General features: G+C 64.5%; 13 protein-coding genes. 7 read left to right on the forward strand and 6 right to left on the reverse strand.

Going from position 1 to position 18288, the window contains the following annotated elements; translation table 11 throughout:
* Positions 1–69 precede the first annotated feature (69 nt).
* Positions 70–864, forward strand: a complete 795-nt coding sequence (locus NP534_RS18310; protein ID WP_274099631.1) for an endonuclease/exonuclease/phosphatase family protein — start codon at positions 70–72, stop codon at positions 862–864.
* Positions 865–867: 3 nt separating this feature from the next.
* On the opposite strand, the gene NP534_RS18315 is transcribed toward NP534_RS18310, so the two are convergent.
* Positions 868–993, reverse strand: a complete 126-nt coding sequence (locus tag NP534_RS18315; protein WP_274099632.1) for a hypothetical protein — start codon at positions 991–993, stop codon at positions 868–870.
* A gap of 187 nt (positions 994–1180) precedes the next feature.
* On the opposite strand from NP534_RS18315, the gene NP534_RS18320 reads away from it, so the two are divergent.
* Positions 1181–2257, forward strand: a complete 1077-nt coding sequence (locus NP534_RS18320) for an autotransporter domain-containing protein (RefSeq protein WP_274099633.1) — start codon at positions 1181–1183, stop codon at positions 2255–2257.
* 160 nt (positions 2258–2417) lie between these two features.
* Here NP534_RS18320 and glgB read toward each other — a convergent pair whose 3' ends face one another.
* Genes glgB through NP534_RS18335 form a run of 3 tightly spaced genes read right to left on the reverse strand, consistent with a single transcriptional unit; the run spans position 2418 to position 10009 of the window.
* On the reverse strand, positions 2418–4628 hold the full coding sequence (gene glgB, locus NP534_RS18325) for a 1,4-alpha-glucan branching protein GlgB (protein ID WP_274099634.1): 2211 nt from the start codon (positions 4626–4628) through the stop codon (positions 2418–2420).
* Positions 4629–7946 carry a maltose alpha-D-glucosyltransferase gene (gene treS / locus NP534_RS18330; RefSeq protein ID WP_274099635.1) on the reverse strand — a complete coding sequence of 1106 codons (3318 nt, stop codon included), beginning with the start codon at positions 7944–7946 and terminating at the stop codon, positions 4629–4631.
* A gap of 44 nt (positions 7947–7990) precedes the next feature.
* Positions 7991–10009: an alpha-1,4-glucan--maltose-1-phosphate maltosyltransferase gene (locus NP534_RS18335; RefSeq protein WP_274099636.1), complete on the reverse strand. Its 2019-nt coding sequence runs from the start codon at positions 10007–10009 to the stop codon at positions 7991–7993.
* A gap of 141 nt (positions 10010–10150) precedes the next feature.
* Between NP534_RS18335 and NP534_RS18340 the strand changes: the two genes are divergently transcribed.
* Complete coding sequence (locus NP534_RS18340) at positions 10151–10312, forward strand: hypothetical protein (RefSeq protein ID WP_003251307.1); 162 nt, start codon at positions 10151–10153, stop codon at positions 10310–10312.
* Between the two features lie 75 nt (positions 10313–10387).
* Here the strand turns inward: NP534_RS18340 and NP534_RS18345 are convergent, their stop codons facing one another.
* Entirely contained in the window at positions 10388–12070 is a 1683-nt protein-coding gene (locus NP534_RS18345) for an AMP-binding protein (RefSeq protein WP_274099637.1), read from the reverse strand.
* Positions 12071–12251: 181 nt separating this feature from the next.
* Between NP534_RS18345 and NP534_RS18350 the strand changes: the two genes are divergently transcribed.
* The 4 genes from NP534_RS18350 to NP534_RS18365 are packed head-to-tail and all read left to right on the forward strand — an operon-like array spanning position 12252 to position 17810.
* The gene (locus tag NP534_RS18350) at positions 12252–13415 is read left to right on the forward strand and encodes an isovaleryl-CoA dehydrogenase (protein ID WP_186663881.1); all 1164 of its coding nucleotides are present in this window, start codon (positions 12252–12254) and stop codon (positions 13413–13415) included.
* 19 nt (positions 13416–13434) lie between these two features.
* A complete protein-coding gene (locus NP534_RS18355) occupies positions 13435–15042 on the forward strand; it encodes a carboxyl transferase domain-containing protein (protein ID WP_274099638.1) in 1608 nt (535 codons plus the stop codon).
* 3 nt (positions 15043–15045) lie between these two features.
* Positions 15046–15861 carry a gamma-carboxygeranoyl-CoA hydratase gene (locus NP534_RS18360; RefSeq protein WP_274099639.1) on the forward strand — a complete coding sequence of 272 codons (816 nt, stop codon included), beginning with the start codon at positions 15046–15048 and terminating at the stop codon, positions 15859–15861.
* Positions 15858–17810 (forward strand): acetyl/propionyl/methylcrotonyl-CoA carboxylase subunit alpha, encoded by a 1953-nt coding sequence (locus NP534_RS18365; RefSeq protein WP_274099640.1) that lies wholly within the window; start codon positions 15858–15860, stop codon positions 17808–17810. The genes NP534_RS18360 and NP534_RS18365 overlap by 4 nt, the downstream gene beginning before the upstream one ends.
* Positions 17811–17904: 94 nt before the next feature.
* On the opposite strand, the gene NP534_RS18370 is transcribed toward NP534_RS18365, so the two are convergent.
* Positions 17905–18288, reverse strand: a 384-nt coding sequence (locus NP534_RS18370; protein ID WP_274099641.1) for a S24 family peptidase, incomplete at its 5' end; no start/stop codon positions are given.

Raw genomic sequence — 18288 nt, forward strand, 5'->3', positions numbered from 1 at the left:
CGCAGCCCTTTCGCGACGCAAGGCCGCTCCTACAAGGGCCGAGCGTGACGTTTTAACAGAGGAGGCACTGTGAACCCCGAAGCCGGCAGTGCAGGTTTCGCCACCGTCAACCAGGCCCCGGCCGTGCATCGGCTGCGGGTACTCACGGTTAATACCCACAAGGGGTTTACCGCCTTCAACCGGCGCTTCATCCTGCCGGAACTGCGCGAGGCGGTGCGCAGCACCCAGGCCGACATCGTCTTCCTCCAGGAAGTGCTTGGCAGCCATGACCGCCACGCTGCGCGCTACCCCGGTTGGCCGCAAACCTCCCAGTACGAATTTCTCGCCGACAGCATGTGGAGCGACTTCGCCTACGGCCGCAACGCGGTCTACCCCGACGGCCACCATGGCAACGCCCTGCTGTCGAAGTACCCGATCATCGAGCACCGCAACCTCGACGTCTCCATCACCGGCCCTGAGCGCCGTGGCCTGTTGCATTGCATCCTCGATGTGCCCGGCCCACACCAGGTGCATGCCATCTGCGTGCACTTGTCGCTACTGGAAAGCCACCGCCAGCAACAGTTGCAGCTGCTGCGCAGGTTGCTCGAATCATTGCCGGAAGGCGCCCCGGTGATCATCGCCGGCGACTTCAACGACTGGAAGCTGCGCGGCAATCGTACCCTGGGCCTGCGCAACGACTTGCATGAAGCGTTCGAGCGCCACCACGGGCACTTGGCGCGCACCTACCCCGCGCGCATGCCGCTGCTGCGCCTGGACCGTATCTACCTGCGCAACGCCGAAAGCCATGCGCCGCGGATTCTGGGGCACAAACCTTGGACGCACCTCTCCGACCATCTGCCGCTGGCCGTCGAGGTCAAGCTGTAGCAATCATTCTTCATAGCCAAGCAGCGGTAAATAGCGAACTTCGATATACCCGAGTATTTCACTCAACAAATCAGCTACTTGTACCGAATCACAGGCCATGAACAGATCCTTCACGCTTTCTTGACGCAAGCCCAGACCTCTCCTTAGCTGAACAGTATCTAGTCGTAAAGATCTCGCGCCGGGCCTCTAGCTCGCGCCTTCGTGCGCGTTTGCGAAAGCAGGCGTGCTGGTTTGGGTCGCCCCCTGTTTTTGCCGTACAGCTCGTGACAACAGGCCAGGTCCTTGGGCTGTACCACAAAAACAACGGAGATCCGCCATGAAAAGAACCTCGAATCCCTTGCGCTTCGACAGCATTTTCTGCGCGGTTTCCACGTCGCTGCTTCTGGCAACCCCGGTGGAAACTTTCGCATTCGACTTGCAGGACGACCCGACCTCCCCCCGTTTTCTGCAACAAACGGCGGTCCCGCAGCTATCGCTCGACCCGGTCAGCGCCAGCGGGTTGAACATCGGTACCCTCAACGCATTCTCGGAAAAGATGTCCGAGCGCCACGGCCAGGGAGTAGCCGACCTGGTCGCCAGCCAGTGGTCGCAATTCTTCCCTGGCGCCCCGCGCACCGGTGCACAGCCGCCCGACCAGTTAGAGGCCCCCAGCCAGCAACTGATGATCGGTCCGGACCTGTTCATGCGTGAAACCACGGCGGGCAATGTGCACCGGGCGGGCATCTTCGTTGGTCATAACAACCTGCAGAGCAGCTTCAATGGCATTCGCCCGCTGCTGGGCGACAAGCAGCGCAATGCCGTGAACCTCAGTGGCGAAAGCCTGGGCGTGTACTGGAGCATGACCCATGAACGGGGCTGGCACCTGGATGCCGTGGCCATGGGCTCGCGTATCGATATCAATGGCCGTGGCGAGAGCGGCCAGCGCCTGGACGACAGCGGCCATGCCATGACCTTCTCGCTGGAAGGTGGCTACCCGATCGGCCTGGGCGGGGGTTGGGTGATCGAGCCGCAGGCACAGTTGATCAACCAGCAGTTTTTCCCCGGCAGTCGCGTGCAGGAGGAGACGTTGCAGGCGTTCGACAGCCAGCCCAGCTGGAGCGGCCGGGTCGGTGCCAAGTTGTCCGGGCGCTACGAGGTGCGTGGCATGCCCATCGAACCCTATGTGCGGACCAACGTCTGGTATGACTTCAGCAATGCCGACGAGGTGAAGCTGGACCAGGTCGACAAAATTTCCAGCTCGCGGTATTCGACCACGGTGGAATTGGGGTTGGGGCTGGTGGCCCGGGTGACGCCGAATGTGGCGTTGTTTGTGAGTGCCGACTACAGCAGCGATGTAGATGACAATGACCTGAATGGGTTGATCGGCAGCCTTGGGGTGCGGATGCGCTGGTAGCCGGTAAGCTCGGTTTGTGTGTAGGAGCGGCCTTGCGTCGCGAAAGGGGTGCGTAGCAGCCCCCAGGTTTCAGCGTACATGCTGAAATTGCTGGGGCTGCTACGCACCCCTTTCGCGACGCAAGGCCGCTCCTACAACAGCAACCGAGTTGGCAGGCCGATCAGGCGGGTTTGAGGATCAATACGCCCAGCGGCGGCAGGTTCAGCGCCAGCGACAATGACTGCCCATGGCTGGACACCTGATCACTTTCCACGGCCCCCAGGTTGCCTACATTCGACCCTGCATACAGTTCGGCATCGCTGTTCAGCAGTTCTTCCCAGCGCTCGCCAAACGGCACGCCAATCCGATACCCCTCACGCGGCACCGGGGTGAAGTTGGCCACCACCAGCAACGGCTCGCCATTGCTGCTCCAGCGCAGCCAGGCATACACGCTGTTTTGCGCATCGTCGCCGATCAGCCACTGGAAGCCCTGGGGCTGACAATCCTGTTCGTGCAGCGCCGGCACCTCGCGGTACAGCCGGTTGAGGTCGCCGACCAAGCGCTGCACGCCCTTGTGCTCGGGGTACTGCAGCAGGTACCAGTCCAGCTCGCTGTCGTGGTTCCACTCGCGCCACTGGCCAAATTCGCAGCCCATGAACAACAGCTTCTTGCCCGGGTGCGCCCACATGAACGTCAGGTAGGCACGCAGGTTGGCGAACTTCTGCCAGCGGTCGCCCGGCATCTTGTCGATCAGCGAATGCTTGCCATGCACCACTTCGTCGTGGGAAATCGGCAGGATGAAATGCTCGGAGTAGGCATAGATCAGCCCGAAGCTCATCTCGTTGTGGTGATAGGTGCGGTGCACCGGGTCGTTCTGGATGTAGTGCAAGGTGTCGTGCATCCAGCCCATGTTCCACTTGTAGGCAAAGCCCAGCCCGCCCTGCTGGATCGGCTGGCTGACGCCCGGCCAGGCGGTGGATTCTTCGGCGATGATCAACGCGCCAGGAGCCTCGTGCGCCGCCACGCCATTGAGGTGGCGGATGAAGTCGATGGCCTCCAGGTTCTCGCGCCCGCCATGGCGGTTGGGCACCCACTCGCCGGCCTTGCGCGAGTAGTCGCGGTAGAGCATCGATGCCACCGCGTCGACCCGCAGGCCGTCGATGTGGAACTGCTTGAGCCAGAGCAACGCCGAGGCCAGCATGAAGCCGCGCACTTCGTTACGCCCAAGGTTGTAGATCAGCGTGTTCCAGTCCTGGTGGTAACCCTCCAGCGGGTTCTCGTATTCGTACAAGGCGGTGCCGTCGAAACGCGCCAGGCCATGTTCGTCGGTGGGGAAATGCGCCGGCACCCAGTCGAGGATCACACCGATGCCGCCCTGGTGGCAGGCGTCGATGAAGGCGGCGAAATCTTCGGCACTGCCGTAGCGTGAGGTGGGCGCGAACATCGACAGGGGCTGGTAGCCCCATGAGCCGCCGAACGGGTGCTCCATGATCGGCATCAGTTCGATGTGGGTGAAGCCCAGGGCCTGCACATAGGGCACCAGGCGCTCGGCCAGCTCACGCCAGTTGTAGTAACGCGCAACTTCGCCCAAGTCATCCAGCTCGCATTGCCACGAGCCGACATGCAACTCATAGATCGAAAGGGGCGCGCTGTAGGCGTGACGTTGCGCACGCTGCGCCATCCAGTCGTGGTCCTGCCAGGGGTGGCTGAGCGCGCTGGCCACCTTCGACGCCGTGCTCGGCGGCAACTCGGTGGCACGGGCCAGCGGGTCGGCTTTCAAGGGCAACACACCGTCTTTGCCCAGCACCTCGAACTTGTAGGTTTCGCCAACGCCAAGGCGTGGCACAAACAGCTCCCAGACCCCTGCACTGTGACGCAGGCGCATGGGGTGACGGCGGCCGTCCCAGTTGTTGAAGTCACCCACCACCGACACCCGTCGGGCATTCGGTGCCCACACCGAGAAGCACACGCCGTCGACGCCGTCGGCCTGCATCGGCTGCGCACCGAAGCGCCCCGACAGGTCACGGTGGTTGCCCTCTGCGAACAGGTACAGGTCCATATCGCCCAACTGCGGGCCAAAGCTGTACGGGTCTTCGGTCACCTGCTCGCCGCCGGCCCAGGCAATGTGCAGCTGGTACGGCTGTGCCTCATCAAGGTGCGCGGTAAACAGCCCCGGCAGGCTGCCCTGGCGCATTTCGGCGAGTACGCGCCCATCGTCGCGCGCCAGTACGCGCACGTTCAGGGCAGTGGGCAAGAAGGCGCGCACGAACTGCCCACCCGCGCCATCGCCATGGGGGCCAAGTACCGCAAATGGATCGGCGTGCTCGGCGCGGGCCAGGGCGTCGAGGTCCCGTTGCCGAAGACCGCCGTTTTCACGCGTGGTTGCATTCATCTATGACTCTCCCCAGGTACTGATCAGTCCATGCAAGCCATGCAAAGGCACGGCCAGCCAATTCGGTCGATTTTCAGCTTCGTATGTGATTTCGTACGCGGCTTTTTCCAGGCAGAACAATTCCAGCGCGGCACGCTCGCCTTCCGCCTGTTGCCAGGCGTGGGGCATGGCAGCGGTGGCCAGGCCATAGGCTTCGACAAAGGCATGCCGCGACTGGTGCAGGTACTGCCTGGCCACCCGTTGCCGCGCCTTGCGTGCAGGGTCGGAAAGGTCCACGGCAGAGGCGCTGCGCAGAATCATCGCAGCAGCATAGTCGAAGGATCGCAGCACGCCGCTGACATCTTTGTAGGGGCTGTGCCGGGCCCGGCGCTCTTCCACGGGGCGGGACGGCTCACCCTCGAAATCGATCAGGTAGGCATCGCCCTGCACCACCAGCACCTGGCCCAGGTGCAGATCGCCGTGCACCCGCATCAGCAAGCCGCCCTGGGCTTGGTGCGCGAGGTTGTCGATGTGCTGGGCAAGGCCGTCGCGCTGTTGCTGCAGGTCATCTACCAGCGCCTGGCTGTCACTGTCGAGGCTGTCGCGGTGCTGAGCCAGCAGCTCGAGGGCGTGGGTCAGTTCGGCGCTGATCTGGCGGCTCCAGCGTTCGCTGTCCCGGGCATCGCTTGGGCGCGGCTGGAAGGCAGTGTCTTCGGTCGGTGCCGCCAGCAACAGGTGCATTTCGCCCAGGCGCTGGCCGAGCAAGGCAGCGAAGCCGTCGAGTTCGGCCAGCGCATCGGTGTGGGCTTCGCTGGCCGCGCTGGACGGCTCCATTTCGTCGCGGATGGCCCGTTCCAGGGTGTTCTGGGTCCAGGCCCAGGCATCGCCCTGGTTGCTCAGGTAGCCCTGGGCAATCATCAGCAGGTGCGGGGTGGCGTGCTCGTCCACGCGACTGACCCACGCCAGCAGTGGTGAAATATTGGTAAAGCCCGCTGCGGTCAGGTAGGCGCTCATCTCAAGCTCGGGGTGAATGCCTGGGTTGACCCGGCGGATCAATTTGAGCACCACCCGGTCAGCGACCACCACCGAGCTGTTTGACTGCTCGGCACTCAAGTAGCGCACCGGGCTGTCTTCGCCAAGCCCCAGCCTGGCCAGCTGATCGGTGCACTCGAAGCGCAGCTCGCCCAGGCCATTGCCGCACGGCAGGCGGTGGCGCTCCTGGCAGGCACGCAGCACGGCGCGGATGAACGGCTCGAGGACGAACGCGTCGGTGATCAGGCCGACCTGGCGGCCACGGCGCACCCGCGACAGCGCCAGCTGCTGGGGCAAGGCGCTGTTGATCTGTTCTTCGGGCAACAGGCCGAAGGGCAGTTGGTAGTGGTTGACCACACCGTCGCTGAGCACCTCCAGCTCGCTGAGCAACACCGGCGTGGTCGCGGTGCCGAAGCGCACGCCATAGCGCAGGCGAACCTGGTCGAGCGGCCCTTCCTTGCCGGCGAACCAGCGCCGTTTAGGCAGGTACTGCGGCAGTATCGAGCCTTCGAGTATTTCGCTGGAAGGCGCTTCGAGCAGCTCTTCCAGGCGCTTGCGCAGCACCAGTGTGGTCAATTCGGGTAACCCCTCGGTAGCCTGGATGTGCCAGCTGGGCATACGGTCGTGCGAGGCCAGCAGGAACCAGTAGAACGCATACGGCGGTAACGTGAGCAGAAAAGGCAACTGGCCGATCGGCGGAAAGGCGCTGCCACCGAGCATTTCCACCGGCACTTTATCGGCGTATTGCGACAGCTCCAGTTCAGCGGCCTGTGCGGCACGGGACACGTTGGCCACGCACAGGATCACCTCGCTGTTGCCGTCCTGGTCGGTGTACTCGCGCAGGTAAGCGAGGATGCGCCGGTTGCTCGGTGTGAGCATGCGAATGCTGCCACGGCCAAAGGCCTTTTGCTGGTTGCGCACCGCCAGCAGGCGGCGGTTCCAGTTGAGCAGCGAATGCGGGTCGTGGGCCTGGGCTTCGACGTTGACCGTCTGGTAGCCGTACAGCGGGTCCATGATCGGCGGCAGCACCAGGCGCTGCGGGTCGGCGCGAGAGAACCCGCCGTTGCGGTCCGGCGACCATTGCATGGGGGTGCGCACGCCATCGCGGTCGCCCAGGTAGATGTTGTCGCCCATGCCCAGCTCATCGCCGTAGTACAGGGTCGGTGTGCCGGGCATCGACAGCAGCAGGCTGGTCAGCAGTTCGATGCGCCGACGGTCGCGTTGCAGCAAAGGCGCCAACCTGCGGCGGATGCCGAGGTTGATACGCGCGCGGCGGTCTTCGGCGTAGTAGTTCCACAGGTAGTCGCGCTCGCGGTCGGTGACCATCTCCAGGGTCAGCTCATCGTGGTTGCGCAGGAAGATCGCCCACTGGCAGTGGGCGGGGATCTCTGGGGTCTGGCGCAGGATGTCGGTGATCGGGAAGCGGTCCTCCATCGCCAGGGCCATGTACATGCGCGGCATCAGCGGGAAGTGGAAGGCCATGTGGCACTCGTCGCCGTCGCCCTCGCCAAAGTACGGGCGGGTGTCTTCGGGCCACTGGTTGGCTTCGGCCAGGAGCATGCGGTCCGGGTAGTTGGCGTCGATCTCGGCGCGGATGGCTTTGAGCACCCGGTGGGTCTCGGGGAGGTTTTCGTTGTTGGTGCCGTCGCGCTCGATCAGGTAGGGGATGGCGTCCAGGCGCAGGCCGTCGACGCCCAGGTCGAGCCAGAAGCGCATCACCCCGATCACGGCCTTGAGCACCTGCGGGTTGTCGAAGTTGAGGTCCGGCTGGTGCGAGTAAAAGCGGTGCCAGAAGTATTGGCCGGCGACCGGGTCCCAGGTCCAATTGGACTTTTCGGTGTCGAGGAAGATGATGCGTGTGCCGTCATACTTCTGGTCGTCATCCGACCACACGTAGAAGTCGCGCGCCTTGCTGCCGCGTTTGGCCAGGCGGGCGCGCTGGAACCACGGGTGCTGGTCGGAGGTATGGTTGATGACCAGTTCGGTGATCACCCGCAGGCCGCGCTTGTGCGCCTCGGCAATGAAGCGCCGGGCGTCGGCCATGCTGCCGTAATCGGGGTGCACGGCCTTGTACTCGGCGATGTCGTAGCCGTCGTCACGCCGTGGCGAGGGGTAGAACGGCAGCAGCCAGAGGGTGTTGACGCCCAGTTCGGCGATGTAATCGAGCTTGCTGATCAGCCCGGCGAAATCGCCAATGCCGTCGTTGTTGGCGTCGAAGAACGACTTGATGTGCAGCTGGTAGATCACCGCGTCCTTGTACCACAGCGGGTCGTCGATGAAGGCTGCCGGGCGGGAACGCTTGGCCATGGGTGACTCCTTTCAATTGCGGGTTCAGCACCGCCCCTGAGGGACTAACGGGCCTTTTCTATGCGCCAGATACCAAACGGCTGATGCCAGGGTTCGATACGCATCCACTGGGTCTTGCCGTGCCAGGTCCAGCGGTGGCCGTTCATCAAGTCTTCACCCAACGTGTCGGCATTGTCGTCCAGCCCCAACTCCCACAGCGGCAACTCGAAGCTGGCTTCCTGGGCGTTGTGCGGGTCCAGGCTGATGGCCACCAGGATGAAGTTGTCGCGCTCGGGCGTGCGCTTGGCGAAGTACAGGATGTTGTCGTTCCAGCAATTGAAGAACGCCACCCCCAGGTGCGTCTGCAGGGCGCGGTTCTGCCGGCGAATACGGTTGAGCTGGGCGATTTCGGCAATGATGTTGCCGGGTTGGGTGAAATCACGCGGGCGGATTTCGTACTTCTCCGAATCGAGGTATTCCTCCTTGCCGGGCAGCGGTGTGGCTTCGCACAGCTCGAAGCCCGAATACATGCCCCACAATCCCGAGCCCATGGTGGCGAGGGCCGCGCGAATGAGAAAACCGGCACGCCCTGAGGTGTGCAGGAAAAACGGGTTGATGTCAGGTGTGTTGACGAAGAAGTTGGGCCGGTAGCACAGGCTCCACGGTGGCTGGTTGAGCTGTTCGTAGAACTCGCGCAATTCCTGCTTGGTGTTGCGCCAGGTGAAATAGGTGTAGCTCTGCGCGTAGCCGACCTTGCCCAGGCGCGCCATCATCGCAGGCTTGGTGAAGGCTTCGGCGAGAAAGATCACGTCCGGGTGCTGGCTGCGCACATTGGCGATCAGCCATTGCCAGAATGGCAACGGCTTGGTGTGCGGGTTGTCAACGCGGAAGGTCTTGACCCCCTCCTCGACCCAGCCGACCACCACATCGCGCAGCGCCAGCCACAGCGAAGGCACGGCGTCGGGGGCGTAGAAGTCGACGTTGACGATGTCCTGGTACTTCTTCGGCGGGTTTTCCGCATAGCGGATGGTGCCGTCGGGGCGCCAGCTGAACCAGCCGGGGTGCTGTTTGAGCCACGGGTGGTCCTGGGAGCACTGGATGGCGAAATCCAGGGCGATTTCCAGGCCGTGCTCGGCAGCGGCGGCTACCAGGCGGCGGAAGTCATCACGGGTGCCCAGCTCAGGATGAATGGCATCGTGCCCGCCTTCGTCGCTGCCGATGGCGTATGGGCTGCCCGGGTCGCTGGGCGCTGCCTGCAAGGCATTGTTGCGGCCCTTGCGGTGCTGCTTGCCAATCGGGTGAATGGGCGGGAAATACAGCACGTCAAAGCCCATGTCGCGGATCATCGGCAGGCGTTCGTGCACGTCGTTGAAGGTGCCGTGGCGCTCGGGGCTGTCGGTGATCGAACGCGGGAACAGCTCGTACCAACTGGCGAATTGCGCGGCGGGGCGGTCGACGTCGAGGGGGAAGTCGCTGCTGCGGGTCAAGTAGCTGCGGTGCTCGGCCTCGCTCATCAGGCGCGCGGTGCTGTCGCTCAGGAACACCGCCACCTGATCATCGGCGCTCAACCCAGGCAAGCGCTGCTGCACGGCTACGAGCTCGTCACGCAACGCACCTTGGCTCAGCTCGATGCCTTTGCCCAGCATCAACCTGCCTTCTTCCAGCTCCAGCTTCACCTCCACCCCGGCGTGGTACTTTTTTTCCAGGTCGTGGCAGTAGGTAGCGAACGGGTCGATCCAGGCTTCGATGCTGAACAGGTGCGGGCCGAGCTCGGTCGGGGTGAACTCGGCCAGCCACAGGTCATTGCCGGGGGAGTGCATGGGCACGCAGTGCCAACGCCGGCTGTTCGCCTGGCGCCAATTGAGCATCACGGCCAGACGGTCGTGGCCGTCGCTGTAGACCTTGCTGCTGACTGCGACCGCTTGGCCGCTAATGGCCTTGACGGCGAACGTACCGCCGTCGAGCGCGGGCTGCGTGCCTTCGATCACGATGCGCGGTGCCAGCAGCGCCTGGGACAGGCTGATGGCCTGCTCCGGATGATCATTCGCCGCGGGCACGCTCTGGAAGGGCTCGTTTCGTGACATCGGACCTTGCTCCCTTAGGCTGGTGGCGGTAAGGGTTCAGAGCCGAGCGCGGGCGTGGGGGTTCAAAAAAATTGAGCGAATGGCAGCCCCTGACAGTCAGAGCCTGCAGCACCTCTTCATTCACCCACGCGAGGTCAGGCCATGAACATTCCCATTCCACCGGAGACACCCGATCCCAACATCGACGACCCCAGCTTGCCGCCCCCCGTACCGGAAGAAGACCCGGACGAGCTGCCGATCAAGCCGACGGTACCGCCGACAGTGGGCGACCCGCCGAGCCAGGAGCCACCGGTGAAGGCTTAAGGATAGAGGCTTTTACAGTGGCTGCACTGGCCTCTTCGCGGGCTTGGCCGCGAAGAGGCCGGCAGCCCGAACCTGTCAACCTGCAGAGACCGCCGAAATTTCCGCTGAGCTGATTTCGCGCATCCGAAACTTCTGCACCTTGCCCGTCACCGTCATCGGGAACTCGTCGACAAAGCGGAAATGCCGCGGCACCTTGTAATGCGCGATACGTGCCTTGCACCAGCCGTGCAGCTCATCAACCGTAGCGCTATGCCCCGGATGCAGCTTGATCCAGGCCACCACCTCTTCGCCATATTTGCTGCACGGAATGCCGATCACCTGCGCATCGGCCACCGCCGGGTGGGTATAGAAGAACTCCTCCAGCTCGCGTGGATAGATGTTCTCGCCACCGCGGATGATCATGTCCTTGTTGCGCCCGACGATGCGCACATGGCCCTCTTCGTCCATCACCGCCAGGTCGCCCGAGTGCATCCACCCTGCGGGGTCGATGGCATCTGCCGTGGCCTGCGGGTTGTCCCAGTATCCCAGCATCACGCTGTAGCCACGGGTGCACAGTTCGCCGATTTCGCCCCGGGCCACGATGCAGCCGTCGGCATCCACCAGCTTGTTCTCCAACTGCGGCTGGGTGCGGCCGACCGTGGTCACGCGCAGTTCAAGCGCGTCATCCGGGCCGGTCTGCAGCGATACCGGGCTGGTTTCGGTCATGCCGTAGGCGATCTGCACCTGGGCCATGTGCATCTGGTCGATGACCCGGCGCATCACCTCGATCGGGCAGGTGGCACCGGCCATGATGCCGCTGCGCAGGGTCGAGAGGTTCATGCCCTGGCGGGCCGGGTGGTCGAGCATGGCGATGAACATGGTCGGCACGCCGTAGAGGATGCTGGCGCGCTCTTCGGCAACCGCGCGCAGGGTCAGCTCGGCATCGAAGGCGTCATTGGGGTAGACCATCGTGCTGCCATGGGTAATGCAACCGAGGTTGGCCATAACCATGCCGAAGCAGTGGTACAACGGCACCGGGATCACCATGCGGTCGTCGCTGGTCAGGCCCAGGCTCTCGCCGACCATGAAACCGTTGTTGAGGATGTTGTAGTGGCTGAGCGTCGCCCCCTTGGGTGCGCCAGTGGTACCGGAGGTGTACTGGATGTTCACCGGCTGGTCGAACTGCAGGCTCTGCTGGCGGGCCTGGTAGGCTTCGGCAGGCGTCTGCCCTGCCCGCTCTGCCAGCGCAGGCCAAGGCAGAAAGCCCTGCGGCGGGTTGCAGGCCAGGCTGATCACCCCGTGCAGATCGGGCAAGCGTTCGCTGGCCAGCTCACCGGGGGCCGCTGCAGCCAGTTCCGGTACCAGCTCCTGGACCATGGCGTGGTAATCGGACGTCTTGAAGGTATCGGCGCACACCAGCCAGCGGCAGCCAGACTGCCGCAGCACGTATTCCAGCTCACCCACGCGGTAGGCCGGGTTGATGTTGACCAGAATCGCGCCGACCTTGGCGCTGGCCAGTTGCAGGATGCACCACTGGGCGCAGTTGGGCGCCCAGATGCCGACCCGGTCGGCGGTGCCTACGCCCAGAGCCATCAAGGCGCGGGCGTGTACATCGACCTGTTCGGCCAGCTGCCCCCAGGTGTACCGCAGGCCCTGGTGGCGCACCACCAACGCTTCGCGGTCGGGGTAACGGGCCACGGTGGCGTCGAAGGCCTGGCCGATGGTCAGGGTCAGCAAGGGCCGGTCCTGGCGACCGCAGGTATAGCTCGGTTGACTCATGGGTGTCCCTTCTTGTGGTTGTTCTGGGCACGATTGAAGCAAGCGGGAGATACTCTGGCGCAGATTTACGTTTACGTAAAGGTGATGCTGAGATTGACAGTGATGGAAGGCAGGTTTACGTTAACGTAAAGGTGAAAAAGACACTGTGCTTTCCCTATTTCAAGAACAAGAAGGTGCCCCCATGCATTACCCCTCCCTGAACTTCGCCCTGGGCGAGACCATCGACATGCTCCGCGACCAGGTGCGCAGCTTCGTCGCCGCCGAACTGGCGCCGCGTGCCGCGCAAATCGACCACGACAACCTGTTCCCCGCCGACATGTGGCGCAAATTCGGTGACATGGGCCTGCTGGGCATCACCGTATCGGAAGAATACGGCGGCGCTGGCCTGGGCTACCTGGCCCATGTGGTGTCGATGGAAGAAATCAGCCGCGGTTCGGCCTCGGTGGCGCTGTCCTACGGCGCGCACTCCAACCTCTGCGTCAACCAGATCAACCGCAACGGCACCCATGAGCAAAAGCTCAAGTACCTGCCCAAGCTGATCAGCGGCGAACACATCGGTGCGCTGGCCATGAGCGAGCCCAACGCCGGCTCCGACGTGGTCTCGATGAAGCTGCGCGCCGAAAAACGCGGCGACCGCTACGTGCTCAACGGCAGCAAGACCTGGATCACCAATGGCCCCGACGCCAACACCTACGTGATCTACGCCAAGACCGACCTGGACAAGGGCGCACATGGCATCACTGCGTTCATCGTCGAACGTGACTGGAAAGGCTTCAGCCGCAGCAACAAGTTCGACAAGCTGGGCATGCGCGGCTCCAACACCTGCGAGCTGTTCTTCGATGACGTCGAGGTGCCCGAAGAGAACATCCTCGGCCAGCTCAACGGCGGCGTGCGCGTACTGATGAGCGGCTTGGACTACGAGCGCGTGGTGCTCTCCGGCGGCCCGACCGGCATCATGCAAAGCTGCATGGACCTGGTAGTACCCTACATCCACGACCGCAAGCAGTTTGGCCAGAGCATCGGCGAGTTCCAGCTGATCCAGGGCAAGATCGCCGACATGTACACCCAGCTCAACGCCAGCCGCGCCTACCTGTACGCCGTGGCCCAGGCCTGCGACCGTGGCGAGACCACCCGCAAGGACGCTGCCGGGGTCATCCTTTATACCGCCGAACGCGCCACGCAAATGGCCCTGGAGGCTATCCAGATTCTCGGCGGCAACGGCTACATCAACGAGTTCCCGGCCGGGCGCCTGCTGCGCGACGCGAAACTCTACGAGATCGGCGCCGGCACCAGCGAAATCCGCCGGATGCTGATCGGCCGCGAACTGTTCAACGAAACCCGCTGAGCACAAGGGACGGGCGCACATGGCTACCTTGCACACCCAGATCAACCCGCGTTCGGCGGAGTTCGCCGGCAACAGCGCGGCCATGCTCGAACAGGTCCAGGCCCTGCGTGGCCTGCTTGCCCACATTGCCCAGGGCGGCGGCCCCAAGGCCCAGGAGCGGCATACCTCGCGCGGCAAACTGCTGCCGCGCGAGCGTATCGACCGCCTGCTGGACGCAGGCTCACCCTTCCTCGAAATCGGCCAGCTGGCCGCCCATGAGGTATATGGCGAAGACGTGCCCGCCGCGGGCGTGATTGCTGGCATCGGCCGAGTCGAAGGCGTGGAGTGCATGATCGTGGCCAACGACGCCACGGTCAAAGGCGGCTCCTATTACCCGCTGACGGTCAAGAAACACCTGCGCGCGCAAACCATCGCCCTGCAGAACCGCCTGCCGTGCATCTACCTGGTCGATTCCGGTGGCGCCAACCTGCCGCGTCAGGACGAAGTGTTCCCTGACCGCGAGCACTTCGGGCGGATCTTCTTCAACCAGGCCAACATGAGCGCGCTGGGCATCCCGCAGATCGCCGTGGTGATGGGCTCGTGTACCGCCGGCGGCGCCTATGTGCCGGCCATGGCCGACGAAGCGATCATGGTCCGCCAGCAGGCCACCATCTTCCTGGCCGGCCCGCCGCTGGTGAAGGCCGCCACCGGTGAGGTGGTGAGCGCCGAAGACCTCGGCGGCGCCGATGTGCACTGCCGCATCAGCGGCGTGGCCGACCATTACGCCGACAATGACGAACACGCCCTGGCCCTGGCCCGGCGCAGCGTGGTCAACCTCAACTGGCACAAGCTGGGCACCTTGCAGCGCCAGGCGCCGATCGCCCCGCTGTACCCTGCCGATGAGCTGTACGGCGTGGTACCGGCAGACGCCAAGCAGCCGTTCGACGTGCGCGAGGTCATTGCCCGCCTGGTCGATGGCTCGGTGTTCGATGAGTTCAAGGCACTGTTCGGCACCACCCTGGTGTGTGGCTTCGCCCACCTGCACGGCTACCCGATAGCGATCCTGGCCAACAACGGCATTCTGTTCGCCGAAGCCGCGCAAAAGGGCGCGCACTTCATCGAACTGGCCTGCCAGCGCGGCATCCCGCTGCTGTTCCTGCAGAACATCACCGGCTTCATGGTCGGCAAGAAGTACGAGGAAGGCGGCATCGCCAAGCATGGCGCCAAGCTGGTGACCGCGGTGGCCTGCGCCCAGGTACCGAAGTTCACGGTAATCATCGGCGGCAGCTTCGGTGCCGGCAACTATGGCATGTGCGGCCGCGCCTACGACCCACGCATGCTGTGGATGTGGCCTAACGCACGCATCGGCGTAATGGGCGCCGAACAGGCCGCAGGCGTGCTGGCCCAGGTCAAACGCGAACAAAGCGAGCGCAGCGGCCAGCCCTTCAGCGCCGAGGACGAGGCCAGGCTCAAGCAGCCGATCCTCGACCAGTACGAGCACCAGGGCCACCCCTACTACTCCAGCGCCCGGCTGTGGGACGACGGCGTGATCGACCCGGCACAGACCCGCGACGTGCTCGGCCTGGCGTTGTCCGCCGCGCTGAACGCCCCGATCGAACAGAGCCGCTTCGGCATTTTCCGGATGTGATCCATGAGCGATTTCAGCACCCTTGAAGTGGTCAACGACCCTCGCGGCTTCGCCACCCTGTGGCTCAGCCGCGAAGACAAGAACAACGCTTTCAACGCCCAGATGATCCGCGAGCTGATCGTCGCCCTCGGCCAGCTAGCCGAAGACAGCAGCCTGCGTTTTCTGCTGCTGCGTGGCCGTGGCCGGCACTTCAGCGCCGGCGCCGACCTGGCCTGGATGCAACAGTCGGCACAACTGGACTTCAACACCAACCTCGATGACGCCCACGAGCTGGGCGAGCTGATGTACACCCTGCACCGGTTCAAGGCGCCGACCCTGGCCGTGGTGCAAGGCGCGGCCTTTGGTGGCGCGTTGGGCCTGATCAGTTGCTGCGACATGGCCATCGGCGCCGAAGACGCCCAGCTGTGCCTGTCGGAAGTGCGCATCGGCCTGGCCCCGGCGGTGATCAGCCCCTTCGTGGTCAAGGCCATCGGCGAGCGCGCCACGCGCCGCTATGCCCTGACCGCCGAACGCTTCAGCGGCGTACGCGCCCGTGAACTGGGGCTGCTGGCCGAGGTGTACCCGGCCCATGAACTGGATGCCCAGGTCGAAGCCTGGGTGGCCAACCTGCTGCTCAACAGCCCGCAAGCCCTGCGCGCCAGCAAAGACCTGCTGCGCGAGGTGGATGACGGCGAACTGAGCCCTGCCCTGCGCCGCTACTGCGAAAACACCATCGCTCGCATCCGCGTCAGCGCCGAAGGCCAGGAGGGCCTGCGCGCCTTCCTCGAAAAGCGCCACCCGGCCTGGCAAACCGACGACAACAAGGAGCCGCGCCCATGAGCCGCACCCCGTTGACCACCCTGCTGGTCGCCAACCGCGGCGAGATTGCCTGCCGGGTGATGCGCACCGCCAAGGCCATGGGCCTGACCACCGTTGCCGTGCACAGCGCCACCGACCGTGACGCACGGCACAGCCGCGAAGCCGATATCCGCGTCGACCTCGGCGGCACCAAGGCCGCCGAAAGCTACTTGCTGGTGGACAAACTGCTTGCCGCGGCCAAGGCCAGCGGCGCCCAAGCCATCCACCCGGGCTATGGTTTTCTTTCGGAAAACGCAGGCTTTGCCCGCGCCATCGAAGACGCCGGGCTGATCTTCCTCGGCCCACCGGCCAGCGCCATCGACGCGATGGGCAGCAAATCGGCTGCCAAGGCCCTGATGGACGCTGCCGGCGTGCCGCTGGTGCCGGGCTACCACGGTGAAGCCCAGGACCTGGACACCTTCCGTTCCGCCGCCGAACGCATCGGCTACCCGGTGCTGCTCAAGGCCAGCGCCGGTGGCGGCGGCAAAGGCATGAAAGTGGTCGAAGACGAAAGCCAGCTGGCCGACGCCCTGGCCTCGGCGCAGCGTGAGGCGCAATCGTCGTTTGGCGATGCTCGCATGCTGGTGGAAAAGTACGTACTCAAGCCACGCCACGTAGAAATCCAGGTGTTCGCCGACCAGCACGGCAACTGCCTGTACCTCAACGAACGTGACTGCTCGATTCAGCGCCGCCACCAGAAAGTGGTCGAAGAAGCCCCTGCCCCTGGCCTGTCCCCCGCGCAGCGCCAGGCCATGGGCGAGGCCGCGGTGCGCGCTGCCCAGGCCATCGGCTATGTGGGTGCGGGCACGGTGGAGTTTCTGCTCGATGCCCGCGGCGAGTTCTTCTTCATGGAGATGAACACCCGCCTGCAGGTCGAACACCCGGTTACCGAAGCCATCACCGGCCTCGACTTGGTCGCATGGCAAATCCGCGTGGCGCGCGGCGAGGCATTGCCGATCACGCAGGCACAGGTGCCGCTGATCGGCCATGCCATCGAAGTGCGCCTGTATGCCGAAGACCCGGCCAACGGGTTTCTGCCAGCCACTGGCAAGCTGGCCCTGTACCGCGAGTCGGCGCCGGGCGAAGGCCGCCGGGTGGACAGCGGGGTCAGCGAGGGTGACGAGGTGTCGCCATTCTACGACCCCATGCTGGGCAAGCTGATTGCCTGGGGCGAGGACCGCGAACAGGCGCGCCTGCGTTTGCTGGCGATGCTGGACGAATTCGCCATCGGCGGGTTGAAGACCAACATCGCCTTCCTGCGGCGCATTCTCGCCCACCCGGCGTTTGCCGAGGCCGAGCTCGACACCGGGTTCATCCCGCGCCACCAGGATGTTTTGCTGCCCGCCCCGCAAGCGCTGCCAGCACCTTTCTGGGAGGCGGCCGCCGAAGCCTGGCTGCAGGGCCAGGCCGGCCAGCAACGTGACGACGACAACCGTTCGCCCTGGGCTGAGCGCAACGGCCTGCGCCTGGGGCTGCCAGCGCGTAGCTGCCTGCATCTGGCCAGTGCCGGGCAGGACCAGGCGGTGGCGCTGGAACGCAGCGCGGCCTCCACCTGGCAGCTCGATGGCGAGCAACTGGTGCACGACCAGGAAGGCGTGCGCCGTCAGCACCTGGCGATACGCCGCGGTGGCACCTTGTACCTGCGCTGGGAGGGCGAGATGCACGCGATCGAAGCCTTCGACCCGATTGCCGAGGCTGAGGCCAGCCATAGCCACCAAGGTGGCCTGGGCGCGCCCATGAACGGCAGCATCGTGCGGGTGCTGGTCGAGCCGGGGCAGGTGGTGGAGGCCGGTACGGCGCTGGTGGTGCTGGAGGCGATGAAGATGGAGCACAGCATTCGCGCACCGCATGCTGGGGCGGTGAAGGCGCTGTTCTGTCAGGAAGGGGATATGGTCAGCGAAGGGACGGTGCTGGTCGAATTGGTGGAATGATTCAAGGCGGCCCGGCTTGAGGTCTGGGGTGTCTATGCGATCGAGTGCCGCGCGGGCGGCGCTCGATCACATGGGCGCTACAAAAAATCAGCAGTCAAAACGCCCCATGCACCCGCACGACCACGCCCAGAAACACGCAGCCCTCCTCGCACAACAGTGCCGGGTAGCTGCTGTTCAGCGCCTTCAGGTACAGCTGCCCACCCTCTTCGGCCAGCTCACGGAAAATCGCCTGCTTGCCCGGTTGGCGGGCGATGACCAAGCGCCCCGGCTCAGCCTCCACCCCTGGGTCCACCAGCATGCGCATGCCCTGCGGCACGCTGCGGCCACTGGCGGCACTCATCGCATCGTTTTCAACGGTCAGCCAGAACGCCTTGCCTTGGGCCATGTAGTCCGTCTGCTCGTATGCAACAGGCTCCGCCAGCGCCTCTGCACCGAGCTCATCCCAACTCAGTACCGGGTAGCGGAAACACACGATGTA

Origin of the sequence: Pseudomonas sp. 39004, assembly GCF_028682155.1 — a bacterium.
Classification (GTDB): Bacteria; Pseudomonadota; Gammaproteobacteria; order Pseudomonadales; family Pseudomonadaceae; genus Aquipseudomonas; species Aquipseudomonas capeferrum.

What these genes read in the sequence shown, in the direction of transcription:
- NP534_RS18320 (WP_274099633.1), top strand. Translation starts at nt 1,181, where the DNA reads ATGAAAAGAACCTCGAATCCCTTGCGCTTCGACAGCATTTTCTGCGCG.
- glgB (WP_274099634.1), bottom strand. Translation starts at nt 4,628, where the DNA reads ATGAATGCAACCACGCGTGAAAACGGCGGTCTTCGGCAACGGGACCTC.
- treS (WP_274099635.1), bottom strand. Translation starts at nt 7,946, where the DNA reads ATGGCCAAGCGTTCCCGCCCGGCAGCCTTCATCGACGACCCGCTGTGG.
- NP534_RS18335 (WP_274099636.1), bottom strand. Translation starts at nt 10,009, where the DNA reads ATGTCACGAAACGAGCCCTTCCAGAGCGTGCCCGCGGCGAATGATCAT.
- NP534_RS18340 (WP_003251307.1), top strand. Translation starts at nt 10,151, where the DNA reads ATGAACATTCCCATTCCACCGGAGACACCCGATCCCAACATCGACGAC.
- NP534_RS18345 (WP_274099637.1), bottom strand. Translation starts at nt 12,070, where the DNA reads ATGAGTCAACCGAGCTATACCTGCGGTCGCCAGGACCGGCCCTTGCTG.
- NP534_RS18350 (WP_186663881.1), top strand. Translation starts at nt 12,252, where the DNA reads ATGCATTACCCCTCCCTGAACTTCGCCCTGGGCGAGACCATCGACATG.
- NP534_RS18355 (WP_274099638.1), top strand. Translation starts at nt 13,435, where the DNA reads ATGGCTACCTTGCACACCCAGATCAACCCGCGTTCGGCGGAGTTCGCC.
- NP534_RS18360 (WP_274099639.1), top strand. Translation starts at nt 15,046, where the DNA reads ATGAGCGATTTCAGCACCCTTGAAGTGGTCAACGACCCTCGCGGCTTC.
- NP534_RS18365 (WP_274099640.1), top strand. Translation starts at nt 15,858, where the DNA reads ATGAGCCGCACCCCGTTGACCACCCTGCTGGTCGCCAACCGCGGCGAG.